General features: G+C 58.6%; 18 protein-coding genes. 5 read left to right on the top strand and 13 right to left on the bottom strand.

Annotation, left to right across the window (positions count from 1 at the left end; genetic code table 11):
* Positions 1-79: 79 nt before the first annotated feature.
* The 8 genes from mdcH to mdcA form a co-directional block, all read right to left on the bottom strand.
* Entirely contained in the window at positions 80-976 is an 897-nt protein-coding gene (mdcH, locus tag EXW94_RS09815) for a malonate decarboxylase subunit epsilon (RefSeq protein ID WP_174340035.1), read from the bottom strand.
* On the bottom strand, positions 976-1,593 hold the full coding sequence (locus tag EXW94_RS09810; RefSeq protein WP_174340034.1) for a malonate decarboxylase holo-ACP synthase: 618 nt from the start codon (positions 1,591-1,593) through the stop codon (positions 976-978). The genes mdcH and EXW94_RS09810 overlap by 1 nt, the downstream gene beginning before the upstream one ends.
* 2 nt (positions 1,594-1,595) lie before the next feature.
* Entirely contained in the window at positions 1,596-2,555 is a 960-nt protein-coding gene (locus tag EXW94_RS09805) for an AEC family transporter (RefSeq protein WP_174340033.1), read from the bottom strand.
* A 126-nt stretch (positions 2,556-2,681) separates the two neighbouring features.
* Positions 2,682-3,482 carry a biotin-independent malonate decarboxylase subunit gamma gene (mdcE, locus tag EXW94_RS09800; RefSeq protein WP_174340099.1) on the bottom strand — a complete coding sequence of 267 codons (801 nt, stop codon included), beginning with the start codon at positions 3,480-3,482 and terminating at the stop codon, positions 2,682-2,684.
* Complete coding sequence (locus EXW94_RS09795; RefSeq protein ID WP_172701511.1) at positions 3,482-4,315, bottom strand: biotin-independent malonate decarboxylase subunit beta; 834 nt, start codon at positions 4,313-4,315, stop codon at positions 3,482-3,484. The genes mdcE and EXW94_RS09795 overlap by 1 nt, the downstream gene beginning before the upstream one ends.
* Complete coding sequence (gene mdcC, locus EXW94_RS09790) at positions 4,308-4,607, bottom strand: malonate decarboxylase acyl carrier protein (protein WP_010436321.1); 300 nt, start codon at positions 4,605-4,607, stop codon at positions 4,308-4,310. The genes EXW94_RS09795 and mdcC overlap by 8 nt, the downstream gene beginning before the upstream one ends.
* Before the next feature lie 9 nt (positions 4,608-4,616).
* Positions 4,617-5,474: a triphosphoribosyl-dephospho-CoA synthase gene (locus EXW94_RS09785; RefSeq protein WP_174340032.1), complete on the bottom strand. Its 858-nt coding sequence runs from the start codon at positions 5,472-5,474 to the stop codon at positions 4,617-4,619.
* The gene (mdcA, locus tag EXW94_RS09780; protein WP_010436323.1) at positions 5,474-7,129 is read right to left on the bottom strand and encodes a malonate decarboxylase subunit alpha; all 1,656 of its coding nucleotides are present in this window, start codon (positions 7,127-7,129) and stop codon (positions 5,474-5,476) included. The genes EXW94_RS09785 and mdcA overlap by 1 nt, the downstream gene beginning before the upstream one ends.
* 228 nt (positions 7,130-7,357) lie before the next feature.
* On the opposite strand from mdcA, the gene EXW94_RS09775 reads away from it, so the two are divergent.
* From EXW94_RS09775 to EXW94_RS09765, 3 genes are read left to right on the top strand one after another with little or no spacing between them, the layout of a single operon-like run.
* Positions 7,358-8,380: a hydrolase gene (locus tag EXW94_RS09775; protein WP_089598579.1), complete on the top strand. Its 1,023-nt coding sequence runs from the start codon at positions 7,358-7,360 to the stop codon at positions 8,378-8,380.
* Positions 8,377-8,595: a YheU family protein gene (locus tag EXW94_RS09770; protein ID WP_089598578.1), complete on the top strand. Its 219-nt coding sequence runs from the start codon at positions 8,377-8,379 to the stop codon at positions 8,593-8,595. Before EXW94_RS09775 ends, EXW94_RS09770 begins: the two co-directional genes overlap by 4 nt.
* 30 nt (positions 8,596-8,625) lie before the next feature.
* The gene (locus EXW94_RS09765) at positions 8,626-9,495 is read left to right on the top strand and encodes a phosphoribulokinase (RefSeq protein ID WP_010436329.1); all 870 of its coding nucleotides are present in this window, start codon (positions 8,626-8,628) and stop codon (positions 9,493-9,495) included.
* Positions 9,496-9,581: 86 nt separating this feature from the next.
* On the opposite strand, the gene EXW94_RS09760 is transcribed toward EXW94_RS09765, so the two are convergent.
* Complete coding sequence (locus EXW94_RS09760) at positions 9,582-9,986, bottom strand: OsmC family protein (RefSeq protein ID WP_010436331.1); 405 nt, start codon at positions 9,984-9,986, stop codon at positions 9,582-9,584.
* 311 nt (positions 9,987-10,297) lie between these two features.
* Here EXW94_RS09760 and crp point away from each other — a divergent pair, with 311 nt between their 5' ends.
* Positions 10,298-10,930 carry a cAMP-activated global transcriptional regulator CRP gene (gene crp / locus EXW94_RS09755; protein ID WP_000242758.1) on the top strand — a complete coding sequence of 211 codons (633 nt, stop codon included), beginning with the start codon at positions 10,298-10,300 and terminating at the stop codon, positions 10,928-10,930.
* Positions 10,931-10,987: 57 nt separating this feature from the next.
* Positions 10,988-13,075 (top strand): YccS/YhfK family putative transporter, encoded by a 2,088-nt coding sequence (locus EXW94_RS09750; protein WP_089598577.1) that lies wholly within the window; start codon positions 10,988-10,990, stop codon positions 13,073-13,075.
* Here the strand turns inward: EXW94_RS09750 and EXW94_RS09745 are convergent.
* The 4 genes from EXW94_RS09745 to ppiA form a co-directional block, all read right to left on the bottom strand.
* On the bottom strand, positions 13,072-14,292 hold the full coding sequence (locus tag EXW94_RS09745) for an aspartate aminotransferase family protein (protein ID WP_174340031.1): 1,221 nt from the start codon (positions 14,290-14,292) through the stop codon (positions 13,072-13,074). The genes EXW94_RS09750 and EXW94_RS09745 overlap by 4 nt on opposite strands.
* Before the next feature lie 87 nt (positions 14,293-14,379).
* Positions 14,380-14,943 (bottom strand): aminodeoxychorismate synthase component 2, encoded by a 564-nt coding sequence (gene pabA, locus EXW94_RS09740; protein WP_089598576.1) that lies wholly within the window; start codon positions 14,941-14,943, stop codon positions 14,380-14,382.
* 29 nt (positions 14,944-14,972) lie between these two features.
* Complete coding sequence (locus EXW94_RS09735) at positions 14,973-15,557, bottom strand: putative adenosine monophosphate-protein transferase Fic (protein ID WP_126816059.1); 585 nt, start codon at positions 15,555-15,557, stop codon at positions 14,973-14,975.
* A gap of 106 nt (positions 15,558-15,663) precedes the next feature.
* Positions 15,664-16,236, bottom strand: a complete 573-nt coding sequence (ppiA, locus tag EXW94_RS09730; protein WP_010436347.1) for a peptidylprolyl isomerase A — start codon at positions 16,234-16,236, stop codon at positions 15,664-15,666.
* Between the last annotated feature and the right edge of the window lie 54 nt (positions 16,237-16,290).

The raw sequence follows: 16,290 nt of genomic DNA, 5'->3' as shown, positions 1-16,290 counted from the left end.
TTGCGTCTTACCCGGCCTACAAAATAATACAACCGAACCCGTAGGCCCGGTAAGGCGCAGCCGCCACCGGGCAAAAAACTCATCGCTGAAGCCGCCCCGCCAGATGCACCGCCACGTCCACCCCGCTGCGCTCCAGTGAAAGGGTTTCCCCTTCCCACGCGGCCTGGCGCGTCAGGCAGGTCAATATGCCGCCAGGCGGCATTTCAATCGCCAGCCGCGCTTCGCGTTCGTTAGCGGAGATCACCGCCTCCTGCCAGCGCACGGTTCGCGCCATGTTCATCGCCAGATCGTCGGCAATCTTTTCCGGCTGCCAGAGCACGCGACCGGTACTGCCGCTCAGGTAGGCGCAGCGTGGACGAGCCAGCGTAACGGGCTCAAACGCCGACGCCAGCTTTTTCGCCGGTTCCGCCAGCAGCGCGCAGTGCGACGGCACGCTAACCGCCAGCCGCCTGGCCTTGCTCGCCCCTTTTGCCAGCGCGCGTTCTGCCACCTGCGCCATCCCCTCATCGGTTCCGGCGATGACGATCTGCGTTTCGGCGTTCAGGTTAGCAACGTAGGTTCCGGTGCCTTCAATCAGCGTTTCCACCTGCGGCAGGGTCAAGCCCATGATGGCCGTCAGGCCGTAGCCGTGCGGATACGCCTGCTCCATCAGGTCACCGCGCAGCGCCACCAGCCTCAGCGCGTCCGAAAAATCCAGCGCGCCCGCGATAACCGCCGCCGGATAAGCGCCGATGGACAGCCCGCTAACAATATCCGGCGTCACGCCGCGACGCTCCAGCTCGCGCGCCCAGGCCACGCCGGAAATCAGCAGCGAAAGCTGAACCGCGCGGGTGTGAGCGAGTGAGGCTGCACTGTCCAGCGTATCCACTTCGGCGCCAAGCACCTCTCGCGCCTGTTCCAGCTCCGTTCCCGGCAAATTTTGCAGCATGCCTTCGTGCTGCGTGCCCTGCCCCGGAAAGGTAAACAGTATTTTCATCACTCCTCCCTGCGCCACGGATCCGCCACCAGGCGCGGTCCGCATTGAGTTTTTAGCAGCGTTTTGCCGTCGCGCAGCCACTCCGCCAACGCAAATCCCCCTTCGGGCGTATCCACCTGCGTATCCGCCCGACACAGCGCCCGGCCAAGCTGAGACTGCCAGCCAGCAAACGCATCAGGGGAAACGGGGTGCGGAGCGCGGATCAGCAGATCGAGATCGCTGTCGGCATGAATAACCGGAATACCGGTCGCCAGCGCGTAGCCGGTGCTGCCGGTAATGCCCCACGTCCACGGCCACGCCTGCTGAGCCAGCTGCAGCGCCACCTGAACCGGCGGCTGGGTCACAAAGGGCGAGCGCAGCAGATCGGCGGTGGCACACAGGTCTTCCGGTGATACCACACGCAGCACGTTTTCCGGCTTCACCCATCCGGCCGCTCGCTGGTCGCGACGCAGGCCGCGCACGCCAACGGGAATACGGCCTTCATTATCAACATCACGCCGCACCACTACCGGCAGGCCGATATGCCATGCCGCCTCCACCCAGGATTCGGTGATGCCTTCCAGCGCGTCGCGTGCGGTAAGCCAGATGAGGTCGTGCGGGCGTAATGTTGTGGTCATGATTACATTCCTGAAGTCAGCGAGATAAACAGCGGCAGCGACAGGATACACAGTACGGAACTTAACAGCAGCACGGCTTCAGCATCCGGCGACTGCACGCCAAAGCGGTTACCGAACACCACGCCGAAGAAGCCCGCGGAGAGCGCAATCATCAGGATAGCGGTAATCGCCACCGAGCCGTGCAGACCGAAGGTCAGCACGATACCCCAGGCAATCGCGGGCTGAATCAGCAGCTTGGCGATGGTTGACGTAATCACCATGGTGTTGATCTGCAGCTTGCGGGCAGAGAGGATCACCCCGGTCAGGAACAGCGCCGCAGCGGTGGCGGACAGCCCCAGCGGTTTAATCGCGGCAAGCACCAGTTCCGGCATTTTGATGCCGATGGCGGAGAGAATCACGCCCAGCAGCGGACCCATCACGATCGGTTTTTTAATGGAACGCCACATCAGCACCGGCAGCATGGAGAGCGTTGAGCCGGAATTATTCCCCTCGGCGCGCGCTTTCTCGCGCTCCAGGATCAGCAGGCAGAACGGGGTCATCAGCACCGAACCGCAGGCAATAGAGACCGCAACGGAAAGCGACGTGGAAGATCCTTCACCCAGCACGCTGCCCAGAATCGGCAGACCGAGCGCCGCGTAGTTTGGCAGGGCAACGGTAAGCGTCAGCACCGCCGCGTCCTGCGGGGATTTCTTAAAGATTTTGGTGGCAAGGAAGTAGATGACCGCATAGGTGATCCACATCGCCAGGGTCAGCACCAGGATCAGCGGCGACTGCGCCACGATGCCGGTCCACGGCGTTTGCACGGTGGCGCTAAACAGCGCGGCAGGCAGTGCAAAATCCATCACGAAGATATTGAGCAGGGAAACGTTTTTGTTATCGACCATCTTTGCCTTACCGGCCCAGAATCCCAGCAGCATGATGACGAAAATCGGTGCAAGAGCATGAACAATTACGTAAGTCATAAATCACCTGTAGTAAAAAAGTTTTAGCACTGGTGCGATGTTTATTATTTTTCAGGATGCAGGCTCCCACGCGGGCGCAGCGGGCGCGCCCACGAGGGTTTGCATCTCTGGCAGGTCTTTTTTTACTTACCAGCTGGCTCGCATACGTTCGCGTACGAGCGCCGAGCTGCGGCGGTTGTCAGCACCCAGACGGTTTTTCAGCGTGGTGTCCTGACGAGCGTCACTGATGGCCTGTTGCAGAGTGGTTTTCACCTGCGCCAGATCGTGATCGGATGGGGCATCCGGGTTGCTGATGTCCAGCAGGTTAGAAAGCAGCCCCAGCGTGGCGTAGTTGCTGATGTCATACGCCATTGGCGGAATGGTTGCCGCCAGTTTTTCCAGCGCCTCGACGGTACGCAGCGTAATGCGCGCCGCAGACTCTTTGCCCATCGCGTGGATCAGCACACCTTTGTCGTTAAAGGCAATCAGGCGGTTGGCCTGGTAGCCGTGCGCCAGAAACGCACCGGACATCGCCTTGCCGACGATAAGCCCAATCACCGGATGACCGGCCAGGCGCGCGTTCGCATACGCGGCAGCGGCTCCCGCCAGCGCCTGGTGAATACCAAACGCCTCTTCACGACGGCCGTAGGCCTGGCTTGGGACGTCAATCACCGCCACAATCGGGCGCTTAACGGCCTTATCGGCATCCGCCGCGACGGTTTCGCTGACCACTTTCGCCAGGGTCCAGCCCTCCAGCAGACCGACTTCGCCTTTCGCGGCGCGCGGGAAGTGGTTGTTGGCATCCGGCACCACGGCCACAAAGCGCACCGCTTCACCATTAAGCTCGCCGTCTGCCGCCTGCACGGACGGGCATAACCCTTCCACACGTTTGGCGTTCGGGGCGAGAGTTTTCAGCCAAAGCTCGCCGCGGCTCATTGCGTTACTCATCATTTCACCTCCCGGGCAAAAAGCGCGTTAATCTGTTCGGCATCGGCCTGTTTGCGGGTGTCGAAATTCGTCAGACGGTTCAGGTAATCGTCGTAGTTATCGGTGCGGTGTTTCGCCGGTACGCCTTTCGCAATCGCCTCGATCATCGCCGCTTTCACCGCGTTTACGCCGTCGCCTACCAGCGCATCCACCAGACCGCTTTGATAGCGCACTTCGCCGCCGGTCATGCTCCAGATAAACGGACGGTCGCGGGAGTCGTACTCATCAATGCCCGCTTCCTGCTCGATAACCTGCGGGCCGTTGAGGCCAAGACGCGCTTCGCGGGTCACGATCAGGTAGCTGCACAGCGCTGCGGCGATGGACATCCCGCCGAAGCAGCCCACGGTCCCGGCAACAATCCCGACCACCGGGGTATACCGGCGCAGGTCAACAATCGCGGCGTGGATATCGGCAATCGCCGCCAGGCCGAGGTTAGCTTCCTGCAGACGCACGCCGCCGGTTTCGAGGCACAGCACCGCCTGCGTCGGAATGCCGTTGCGGTTATCTTCTGCCGCCAGCTCCAGCGCCGCCGCCATTTTGGCGCCGGACACTTCACCCATGCTGCCGCCCTGGAACGCGCCTTCAATCGCGACGACGACCGCAGGCTGACCGTTGATGGTGCCTTTTGCGACGACCATGCCGTCATCGGCCTGCGGAACAATCCCCTGCGGCCCAAGCCACGGAGAGATAATGCCTTCAAACGGGTCCAACAATTCGCGGTAGCTGCCCTCGTCAAGCAGGGCCTGCGCGCGCTGGCGCGCTTTTAGTTCGATAAAGCTGCTGTCGTTACGCATGGCTCACCCCCTCAAAGACCTGTTCGATGCGAATGCGCGCCACGCCCGGCGTCGCGCCGAAGTCGTGGATGGTCAGTTTGCCTGCGGGCAGGCTGCTGACGGTGTGCAGACGGTTGAACAGCGCCTCCCAGCGACCACGGCTGTTGTCGACTGAAGTGGTGATATCAACGGTTAAGGTCTGGCCCGGTTCGGCGGCGAACAACACCTCCATATCCCCGGAGCCGACGACGCCTGCCAGCGCCCTGCCGCTTACTTCGCGGCTGGCGGGCACGGTCAATGTAATTTTTTCCATAACATCCTCTTAATGCTTTGAATAAGGCGTTTCGACGCGGTCGAGAAACAGCGTGGCGGCAAGCAGGTCGGCAGCGCCGCCCGGTGAAGCGTTGAGCGAGAGCATCTGGCGGTCTAAGCTCGCCAGCGCCTGCTGCCCTGAAGGCGTTGCGCATCCTCCGGCGTTCAGTACCCCACGAGCACCGTTCTGCATGGTGTCCAGTCCCTCCATTCCGGCGCGCGACAGCACGCAGGTGTCGGTGAGTGACGTCATGATCGCCATCAGCGCGTCGAGCCTCGCATGCGTTTCGCTGCTGCCGTTGAGACGGCTGAGGCGAAGCTGCGGCAGCGCGCGCTGCATAACGTGCGGGAACGCCTGCTGCGCCTCTTCGCGCGCGCCCGGCACGCGGTAGCGGTGCGTGGCGCGCAGCCCTTTGCTGAACACTTTCGGCGCCGCATCGTCCGGGAGTTTCGCCAGCTGAGCGGCGGTATTCGCGACGGCCTGCGCAGTCGCCTCACCGCCCAGCATCGCTACCGCGCTCACCAGCAATCCCAGCGCCCAGATCGCACCACGGTGGGTATTAACCCCGTCGGTGGCTGCCATCATCTGCTGCTCGCCTTCGCGGCCAAGACGGCCAACGGTTTGCCGAAGCGCAATGTCCGCCGGACGCTGCCAGCTCTGCTGCGCCAGCGCCTGAAACGTGAGGGTCAGGCTGTGCGCGGAGCGCTCCATCAGCGCAAGGGATAAATCGTGGTGCGCGCCGTTCCCCCGACTGTCCACCAGACCGGGTTTCGGGCTTAAACGTGCTTCGTCAATCAGACACTGCGTGGCGGTTCGCGCCAGCCATTCGGCACCGCCTTCAACCTGAATCTGGGGCAGAAGTTTCATTACCAGCTCCGGAATTTAGCAGGTGGGTTATACAGACCGCCGGACCACTCAACGAGGTCTGACACGCTGCCCGCCGCCAGAAGAGAGCGGGTGGCGTCGGTGCGACGAATCCCCATATCTTCCGGATACACCACTTTTCCGCTCTGGCGCAGTTCCGCCACGCGTTTGGCGTCAACGCCCAGGCCGATATCGGTGATCCCCGCGACGGCGGCAACCATGGCCCGACGCTCTTCCAGATCTTTCGCCCGGTAGAGGTAGGCAATACCCTCTTCCGTCAGCACGTGCGTCACGTCATCGCCGTAAATCATCACCGGTGCCAGCGGCATGCCGGAGGCTTTCGCCACGTCGACGGCATCGAGTTTTTCCACGAAGGTCGGCTTCACGCCTGCCTGGAAGGTTTCCACCATCTGCACGACCAGCTTTTTACCGCGCTGCATCGGATCCGGCTCGGTGATCATGTTCAGCCAAGCCGGGGTCGCATGACGACGACCGTGCGGGTCATGGCCCATGTTTGGCGCACCGCCGAAGCCGGAAAGACGACCGCGGGTCACGGTTGAAGAGTTGGCGTAGCCGTCAACCTGCAGCGTAGAGCCGATGAACATATCCACCGCGTACTGGCCTGCCAGCTGGCAGAAGGCGCGGTTGGAACGCATGGAGCCATCGGCACCGGTAAAGAAGACATCAGGACGGGCGCGGATGTACTCTTCCATCCCCAGCTCGCCGCCGAAGCAGTGCACGCTTTCCACCCAGCCGCTTTCAATGGCGGGGATCAGCGTCGGATGCGGATTCAGCGTCCAGTGTTTACAGATTTTGCCCTTCAGGCCGAGCTGTTCGCCGTAGGTGGGCAGCAGCAGCTCAATCGCCGCGGTGTTAAAGCCGATACCGTGGTTCAGGGACTGCACCTGGTGTTCCGCATAGATGCCTTTGATCGCCATCATCGCCATCAGGATATGTTCCTGTTTGATCAGGCGCGGGTCGCGGGTGAACAGCGGTTCAATAAAGAACGGCTTGTCCGCAACGACCACGTAGTCGATCCAGGAGCCCGGAATATCGACGCGCGGCAGATCGCACTCGTCGTCCACCAGCTCGTTCACCTGCGCGATGACGATGCCGTCGTGGAACGCGGCGGCTTCCACCAGCGCCGGGGTATCTTCGGTACTCGCCCCGGTGTAGAGGTTGCCTTTGCGGTCGGCTTTAAAACCGGCAATCAGCGCCACGTTGGGGGACAGGTCGACGTAGAGGCGCGAGTAAAGTTCGATGTAGGTGTGAATTGCACCGATTTCGAGCTGACCGTCTTCCAGCAGCTGCGAGATACGCAGGCTCTGTGTTCCGGAGAAGGAGAAGTCCAGCTTGCGGGCGATGCCTTTTTCAAAGATATCCAGATGCTCGCTGCGGCCAACGCTCGGCATGATCATATGCAGGTCGTGAACGATTTGCGGGTTCACTTCAGCCAGCGAGCGGGAAAGGAAATCCGCCTGCTTCTGGTTGTTGCCTTCCAGCACAACTTTGTCGCCCGGAGCGATCAGTTTTTCCAGCATGGCGACAAGATCGCCGGTTGGCAGTACTTTGCCCTGCACCGGTACGGACGCCAGACGACGCGCTTTCTCGCTGCGTCGTGTGTTCCATTGCCGGGTGGGTGTTTGCCCAGATAACATTATTAACCTCCTGATTCAGCACATCATTCTGATTTGCTTAACGTTGAGTAAAGTCTGCGCTCTGGCGAGAAAGGCATCAATTAAGCGTAGAGCTGAATCATTAGCCTGAGAGTAATAATCAAGGTAAAGATTTGTGATCGAGATCAGTTCATGGTTCGGAAATCCAGGCTAAACGGGGTACAATTCGGAAGGTATAGTAAATTTCTGACAAGAATCAGCATCGCCCTTATGACCCAAATCATTCCATCAGACTTCGACATTGCAGCCGAAGAGAGCGCAGAGTTCGTGCCCATGCGCGGCGTGGCTAACCCCCACCTGCAAACCATGCTGCCGCGCCTGATCCGCCGCAAGGTGCAGTTCACCCCGCACTGGCAGCGCCTGGATTTGCCGGACGGCGACTTTTTAGATCTCGCCTGGAGCGAAGCGCCGGAGCAGGCCCGACACAAACCTCGCCTGGTGGTGTTTCACGGTCTGGAAGGCAGCCTGCACAGTCCCTACGCCCACGGTTTAATCGAGGCGGCGAAAGCCCGCGGCTGGCTGGCGGTGGTGATGCATTTTCGCGGCTGCAGCGGCGAGCCGAATCGCCAGAAGCGTATTTACCACTCCGGCGAAACCGAAGACGGCACCTGGTTCTTACACTGGCTGAGAGATAATTTTGGCACGGTGCCAACGGCGGCGGTGGGCTATTCGCTGGGCGGCAATATGCTGGCCTGCCTGCTGGCGAAAGAAGGTGATGCCGTCCCGCTGGATGCCGCTGTTATTGTCTCCGCTCCCTTTATGCTCGAGCAGTGCAGCTACCATATGGAGAAAGGGTTTTCCCGCGTCTATCAGCGCTACCTGCTCAACCTGCTGAAGGCCAACGCCGCGCGCAAGCTGAAGGCCTACCCTGATACCCTGCCGGTTAGCCTGCAGCAGCTCAAGCGCGTGAAGCGTCTGCGCGAGTTTGACGATCTGATTACCTCGAAGATCCACGGTTTTGCCGATGCGATTGACTATTATCGTCAGTGCAGCGCCATGCCGCTGTTGAATCAAATCACCACGCCGACGCTGATTATCCACGCCAAAGACGATCCGTTTATGGATCATCACTCCATTCCGGCACCGGAGCATTTACCGGCTAACGTGCAGTATCAGCTCACCGAGTACGGCGGGCACGTCGGCTTTGTTGGCGGCACGCTACGCAGGCCGAAAATGTGGCTGGAAACCCGCATCCCTGACTGGCTCACCTCTTTTCTGGACGGTAAAAAATGATTATCCCCTGGCAGGATCTCGCTCCCGAAACGCTCGATAATCTGATTGAAAGCTTTGTATTACGTGAAGGCACCGATTATGGTGAACAAGAACGTTCGCTCGAACAAAAGGTCAGCGATGTTAAGCGCCAGCTGAAAAGTGGCGACGTGGTGCTGGTGTGGTCCGAACTGCATGAGACGATCAATATCATGCACCGCAACGCGTTTCACGGCTGATCTGTAAACCTTTCCAGTCAGGGAGTTGCTATGTCTGCCAGACATCCGGTTATTGCCGTAACGGGCTCAAGTGGTGCGGGTACCACCACCACCAGCCTCGCCTTTCGCAAGATTTTCGCACAGCTGAATCTCCGGGCGGCAGAAGTGGAGGGCGATAGCTTTCACCGCTATACGCGCCCGGAAATGGACATGGCCATCCGCAAGGCGCGCGATCTGGGCAAACACATCAGCTATTTCGGGCCGGAAGCCAACGATTTCAGCCTGCTGGAACAAACCTTCCGCGAATACGGGCAGAGCGGGACCGGGCAGTCCCGCAAATACCTGCACACCTACGACGAAGCGGTTCCCTGGAATCAGGTGCCGGGGACGTTCACCCCGTGGCAGCCGCTGCCGGAGCCGACCGACGTGCTGTTTTACGAAGGGCTACACGGCGGCGTGGTCACGCCTCAACACGACGTCGCGCGTCACGTGGATCTGCTGGTCGGCGTGGTGCCGATTGTTAACCTTGAATGGATCCAGAAGCTGACGCGTGACATGAGCGAGCGCGGGCATTCTCGCGAAGCGGTGATGGATTCCGTCGTGCGCTCCATGGAGGATTACATCAACTTCCTGACGCCGCAGTTCTCCCGCACCCACATCAACTTTCAGCGCGTGCCGACGGTGGATACCTCCAACCCGTTTGCGGCCAAAACGATCCCCTCGCTGGATGAGAGCTTTGTCGTCATCCATTTCCGCAATCTCGAAGGCATTGATTACCCCTGGCTGCTGGCGATGCTGCAGGGCTCGTTTATTTCGCACATGAATACGTTGGTGGTGCCGGGCGGAAAAATGGGGCTGGCGATGGAGTTAATTATGACGCCGCTGGTCCAGCGACTGATGGAAGGGAAGCAGATCGCGTGAGTTGTTTTGCCCGGTGGCGCTGCGCTTACCGGGCCTACGGTCGTGCTTTTGTAGGGCGGGTCAGCGAAGCGCCACCCGCCAAAAGATTAAGCCTCGATCACTTCATACGAATGCGTGATTTTTACCGCTTTCTCCAGCATTAACGCCACAGAGCAGTATTTCTCCGCAGAAAGGTCTACGGCGCGTGATACTGCGGCGTCTTTCAGTTCTTTACCGGTCACGATAAAGTGCAGATTAATGTGCGTGAACAGGCGTGGCGCCTCTTCGCGACGTTCGGAAGTAAGCTTCACTTCGCAATCGGTCACATCATGACGACCTTTTTGCAAAATCGACACCACGTCAATTGCGCTGCATCCGCCCGCCGCCATCAGCACCATCTCCATCGGGCTTGGGGCTTTGTCGCCGGAGTTACCGTCCATCAAAATCTGATGTCCAGAAGCGGATTCGCCCAGGAACGTTAAACCTTCAACCCATTTGACACGCGCTTGCATATTCATTAACTCCAACGTTGCATTTTTGGTGACAGATTACGCGTGCATTACATTTCTCGCAACGGAAGGCGACCTGCATCATGCTGAAGCGAGACACCAGGAGACACGCGGCAAAAGCTATGCTAAAACACTCTGGATGCTACAGTAATACATTGACGTTACACATGTATGCAGAGGACATCAAACTTTACTGGCTGCGAAACGTTACGACAGCCGACTTCCCAGGGTATGGGTAAGAATTCGATTGCAACCCCAGAGTCCGGATGCATCTTATGACTCTGGTGACAGCTTATAACAGAGGATAACAGCGCATGGTGCTTGGCAAACCGCAAACAGACCCGACTCTCGAATGGTTCTTGTCTCATTGCCACATTCATAAGTACCCATCGAAGAGCACGCTGATTCACCAGGGTGAAAAAGCGGAAACGTTGTATTACATCGTTAAAGGCTCGGTGGCAGTGCTGATCAAAGATGAAGAAGGGAAAGAGATGATCCTTTCTTATCTGAACCAGGGCGATTTCATCGGTGAACTGGGCCTGTTTGAAGAGGGCCAGGAACGTAGCGCCTGGGTTCGTGCAAAGACAGCATGTGAAGTGGCTGAAATTTCTTACAAGAAATTCCGTCAGCTGATTCAGGTTAATCCTGACATCCTGATGCGTCTTTCTTCCCAGATGGCGCGCCGTCTGCAGGTGACGTCTGAGAAAGTGGGTAACCTCGCCTTCCTGGACGTAACCGGCCGTATCGCGCAGACCCTGCTGAACCTGGCAAAACAACCAGACGCCATGACCCACCCTGACGGCATGCAAATTAAAATTACCCGCCAGGAAATTGGTCAGATCGTCGGTTGCTCCCGTGAAACAGTGGGTCGTATCCTGAAAATGCTGGAAGACCAGAACCTGATCTCCGCCCACGGTAAAACCATCGTGGTTTACGGAACGCGTTAATTCCGCTCAAACGGCGTGCCATCGCAAGGTGTCACGCCGTTTTTGTCTCTACTCCTCATGTGGCGCAGGCTGATCTATCACCCGGAAGTTAACTACGCACTGCGACAAACGCTGGTGTTGTGCCTTCCTGTGGCCGTGGGCCTGATCCTCGGACACCTCCAGCAAGGTCTGCTGTTTTCCCTCGTGCCCGCCTGCTGCAACATTGCCGGTCTGGACACGCCGCATAAGCGCTTTTTCAAACGCCTGATTATCGGTGGCTGTCTGTTTGCGGGCTGTAGTCTCGCCGTACAGCTCCTGCTTGCCCGTGATATCCCGCTGCCCCTGATCCTGACCGTGCTGGCGATGACGCTTGGCGTGACGGCGGAAATCAGTTCGCTGCACGCGCGCCTGCTGCCCGCCTCGCTGATTGCGGCTATCTTCACCCTGAGCCTCGCCGGGAATATGCCGGTGTGGGAGCCGCTGCTGATCTACGCCCTTGGCACGCTCTGGTACGGGGTGTTTAACTGGTTCTGGTTTTGGCTCTGGCGGGAACAGCCGCTGCGTGAATCCCTGAGCCTGCTCTATGTGCAGCTTGCGGATTACTGTGAAGCCAAATACACCCTGCTCACCCAGCATACCGACCCGGAGAAATCCCTGCCGCCGCTGCTGACGCGCCAGCAAAAGGTTGTCGACCTGATTAGCCAGTGCTACCAGCAGCTGCACATGCTTGCCGCCAACAAGAACCACGAATACAAACGGCTGCTGCGCACTTTCCAGGTGGGGCTGGACCTGCAGGAGCATATCTCCGTAAGCCTTCACCACCCGCAGGAGGTACAAAAGCTGGTAGAGCGCAGCCATGCAGAAGCGGTGATCCGCTGGAACGCCCAGACCGTCGCCGCGCGGCTTAGAGTACTGGCTGACGATATTCTCTATCACCGCTACCCCACGCGTTTTAACATGGATAAACAGCTCGGCGCGCTGGAGAAAATCGCCCGTCAGCATCCGGATAACCCGGTAGGCCAGTTTGCCGCCTGGCACTTCAGCCGTATCGCCCGCGTATTGCGTACGCAGCGCCCGCTTTATCCCCGCGACCTGATGGCGGATAAGCAGAAACGTCTGCCGCTGCTGCCTGCGCTCAAAAGCTATCTGTCACTGAAATCCGCCGCCCTGCGCAACGCGGCGCGGATAAGCGTGATGCTGAGCATTGCCAGCCTGATGGGCATGGCGCTGCACCTGCCTAAACCCTACTGGATCTTAATGACCGTGCTGTTTGTCACGCAGAACGGCTACGGGGCCACGCGAGTGCGTATCTTCCACCGGGCTGGCGGAACGCTAGCCGGGCTGATTATTGCGGGCGTGACGCTTCACTTCCACGTGCCGGAAGGCTATACGCTGGTCGGGATGCTGGCGATCACCATGGTGAGCTATCTGATCATCCGTAAAAATTACGGCTGGGCGATGGTGGGCTTTACGGTCACGGCGGTGTACACCCTGCAGCTGCTCACGCTCAACGGCGAGCAGTTTATCGTGGCTCGTCTGGTCGATACGCTGATTGGCTGCCTGATTGCCTTCGGCGGTATGGTCTGGCTGTGGCCGCAGTGGCAGAGCGGATTGCTCAGGCAGAACGCCCATGACGCGTTGGAAGCCGACCAGCAGGCCATTCGCCTGATCCTCAGCGACGATCCGCAGCCCTCCCCGCTGGCGTATCAGCGGATGAAGGTCAACCAGGCACACAATGCGCTGTTTAACTCGCTCAATCAGGCGATGCAGGAGCCGGGGTTTAACTCGCACTATCTTGCAGACATGAAGCTGTGGGTGACACACAGCCAGTTTATCGTCGAGCACATTAACGCCATGACCACGCTGGCGCGCGAGCACACGATGCTGACGCCGGATCTGGCGCAGCGCTATTTGCAGTCGTGTGAAATTGCGTTGCAGAGGTGTCAGCAGCGTCTGGAGTATGACTCGCCGGGTGAATCGGGAGATTCGAATATTCTGGAAGCGCCTGAAACGCTGACCCACGGGCCGATGAGCACCCTTGAGCAGCATCTGCAGCGCGTTCTGGGGCATTTGAACACCATGCACACCATTTCATCGGTGGCATGGCGTCAGCGCCCGCATCACGGGATTTGGTTAACGCGCCGGTTAAAGCGAACCGAGTATTAGCCTTTAACGATCTTCGCGACCGCCGCGGCAAAGCGGGTTAATCCGTCTTCAATATCTTTATCTTCCACCACCAGCGACGGCGCAAAGCGCATCACGTCAGGTCCGGCATTGAGCACCATCACCCCTTCGTGCGCGGCGGCGTGCAGGAAATCACGCGCGCGGCCTTTGAACTGCGGCTTCAGCTCGGCGCCAATCAGCAGCCCCATGCCGCGGATCTCGCTGAAAACATCATATTCATCGTTAATCTGCTGGAGATGCTTCACGAACAGCTCACGCTTCGCGCGAACGCCGTTCAGCACTTCAGGCGTATTGATAATATCAAACGCGGCACCCGCCACGGCGCTCGCCAGCGGGTTGCCGCCGTAGGTAGAGCCGTGAGAGCCGACGTGGAACGCAGAGGCAATCTCCTGCGTCGTCAGTACCGCACTCACCGGGAAACCGCCGCCGAGCGCTTTGGCGCTGGTCAGGATGTCCGGCGTCACGCCGTAATGCATGTAGGCAAACAGATCCCCGGTGCGCCCCATGCCGCACTGCACTTCATCAAAGACCAGCAGCGCCTGATGCTCGTCACACAGTTCGCGCAGCCCTTTCAGGAATTCCGGCGTCGCTGCGGTCACGCCGCCTTCGCCCTGAATAGGCTCGACCACCACCGCGCAGGTGTGGTCGTCCATTACCGCTTTCACGGCATGCAGATCGTTAAACGGCACGTGGACAATGTCTGCCGGTTTCGGGCCGAAGCCGTCTGAATACTTCGGCTGGCCGCCAACGGAGACGGTAAAGAAGGAGCGTCCGTGGAAGGCATTGTGGAAGGCGATGATTTTGGTTTTGTACGGGCTGTGGCGCGTGGTGGCGTAGTAGCGCGCCAGCTTAAAGGCGGTTTCGTTGGCTTCGGTGCCGGAGTTCATAAACAGCACGCGTTCCGCGAAGGTCGCATCGATGATCTTACGCCCCAGACGCAGCGCCGGTTCGTTGGTGAACACGTTGCTGGTGTGCCACAGGGTTTCGCCCTGGGTTTTCAGCGCCTCCACCAGCGCGGGATGGCAATGGCCCAGCGCCGTCACCGCAATCCCGCCCGCGAAATCAACATACTCTTTGCCTTCCTGATCCCAGACGCGGCTGCCTTTCCCCTTCACAGGGATAAACTCAGCCGGTGCATAAATCGGCAGGATCACTTCATCAAATGTTGCACGGGTAATTGCTGGTTGTTCAGTTGCCATGTCATGACCATCCATTTTTATGTCACAGTGATTGTGAAAATATAATCACAAAATATGCATAAAAAATCATAGCAAGGCAACAGATATTCAGCGATTGAGGAAATTTGCCAGCAGCGCGTGTCCCTGCTCGCTGAGGATGCTTTCCGGATGGAATTGCACGCCTTCGAGATCCCACTCGCGGTGACGGATACCCATGATCTCCTGCGTCTCGCTCCAGGCGGTGACCTCAAAGCAGGCGGGTAGCGTCGGCGGGTCAATGACCAGAGAATGGTAGCGCGTCACGGTTAACGGATTATTTAACCCTGCGAATACGCCCGTGCCGGTGTGGGTGACCGGAGAGGTTTTCCCGTGCATCACTTTCGCAGCGCGCACGATGGTGGCACCAAACGCCTGGGCAATAGCCTGATGGCCCAGGCAGACGCCCAGAATCGGCAGTTTGCCTGCATAGTGGCGGATAACATCCAGAGAAATGCCTGATTCCGAGGGCGTACACGGCCCCGGCGAAATCACGATTTTCTGCGGGGCCAGCGTGTCGATATCGGCCAGGGTGAGGTCATCATTACGGCGGACAACCACCTCTGCACCCAGTTCACAAAAATACTGGTAAAGGTTCCAGGTGAAGGAATCGTAGTTATCAATCAGCAGAATCATGGCGGCTCCCGAAAAAATGCCGCCCTATTCTACTCAGATTCCCGCGCTTCGCTCACTACTTTGGCAAAGATAACGCTCAGCGCGGTCAAATCGCCCATCGCGCCGCTTCGGTTAGCCGCCACCCACTGCTCGGGATCGATATCCCGCCAGTCCAGCGCGTAACCCGCGTGGAGCGCCAGCTGCTCGAAGAAGACGCGTTGGGCAATGCCGTTGCCGCGCATAAAAGGATGCAGCATATTGATTTCACAGTAGTAATGACTAACCTTGTCAACAAAAGCCGCCTTCTCAAGGCCCACAAGATACTTTTCGCTTTCAAGCGCCGCCATCAGCTCGTTGCCCATCTTCTCGATGTACTCGAAATGGCAGAAGGGAATGTCACCCTTAAAAATATCGTCGGTACGGAATTCGCCTGCCCGCTTCATCTCGCTGTGATACAGATGGCGGTGAATCAGGCACAGATGGGGCAACCCGGGCGCGGATGGCCCAAGCTCCAGCGTTTCGATGTGGGGCGCTGAAGGACCATGACCTTTTTCAAGGAGACAACTGGCCTGCAAATTGACGCTACGCTGCTGTTCCCAGAGACGGGATTTTTGCTTGTCGGTGAGTTTTTTCACTTAACGCCTCCCTGAATAGTCCGTTTGCCACAAGTATAAGCAGCAAAACGCGCTTTCGCAGGGAGGGCGACATAACGCGGGCAGAAGAAACCCGCGTTCAGAAGAGTTACGGCAGAACTTTTGCGGAAAGGATAACGATCGGTTTTGACGGGACATTCTGATACGGGCCGACGTCGTGAGTAGGCACCTGAGAAATCTTGTCGGCCACGTCCATCCCTTTCACGATTTTACCGAAGACGGCATAGCCAAAGTCGCGCTGGCCGTGGTCAAGGAAGGCGTTATCCGCCACGTTGAGGAAGAACTGGCTGGTCGCGCTGTCTTTATCTGCGGTACGCGCCATGGAGATAGTGCCGCGCTTGTTCAGCAGGCCGTTGTCCGCTTCGTTCTTAATCGGCGGGTTAGGCTGCTTCTGCTGCATCTGCTCGTTGAAGCCGCCGCCCTGCACCATAAAGCCCGGGATCACGCGGTGGAAAGTGGTGTTGTTGTAGAACCCACTGTTCACGTAGTCGAGGAAGTTTTTCACCGAAACAGGGGCTTTCTGGCTGTTCAGTTCCAGCTCAATATTCCCGGCAGAGGTGGTCAGCAGGACGTGAGGGTCACCCTTGGCTGCCAGCGCAGCAGGGGAAACGGCAGAAAGAGCAAACACAGCTGCAACAGCCGCCAGTGTTGATTTGAGCATGAGAATTCCTTAACAAAGCGCAGTATAAAAAGCGAATGGCTTGATTCTAAAGAG

Origin of the sequence: Enterobacter sp. JMULE2 (assembly GCF_013337145.1) — a bacterium.
Lineage (GTDB): Bacteria > Pseudomonadota > Gammaproteobacteria > Enterobacterales > Enterobacteriaceae > Enterobacter > Enterobacter mori.
This window is presented reverse-complemented; position numbering and strand designations above follow the sequence as displayed.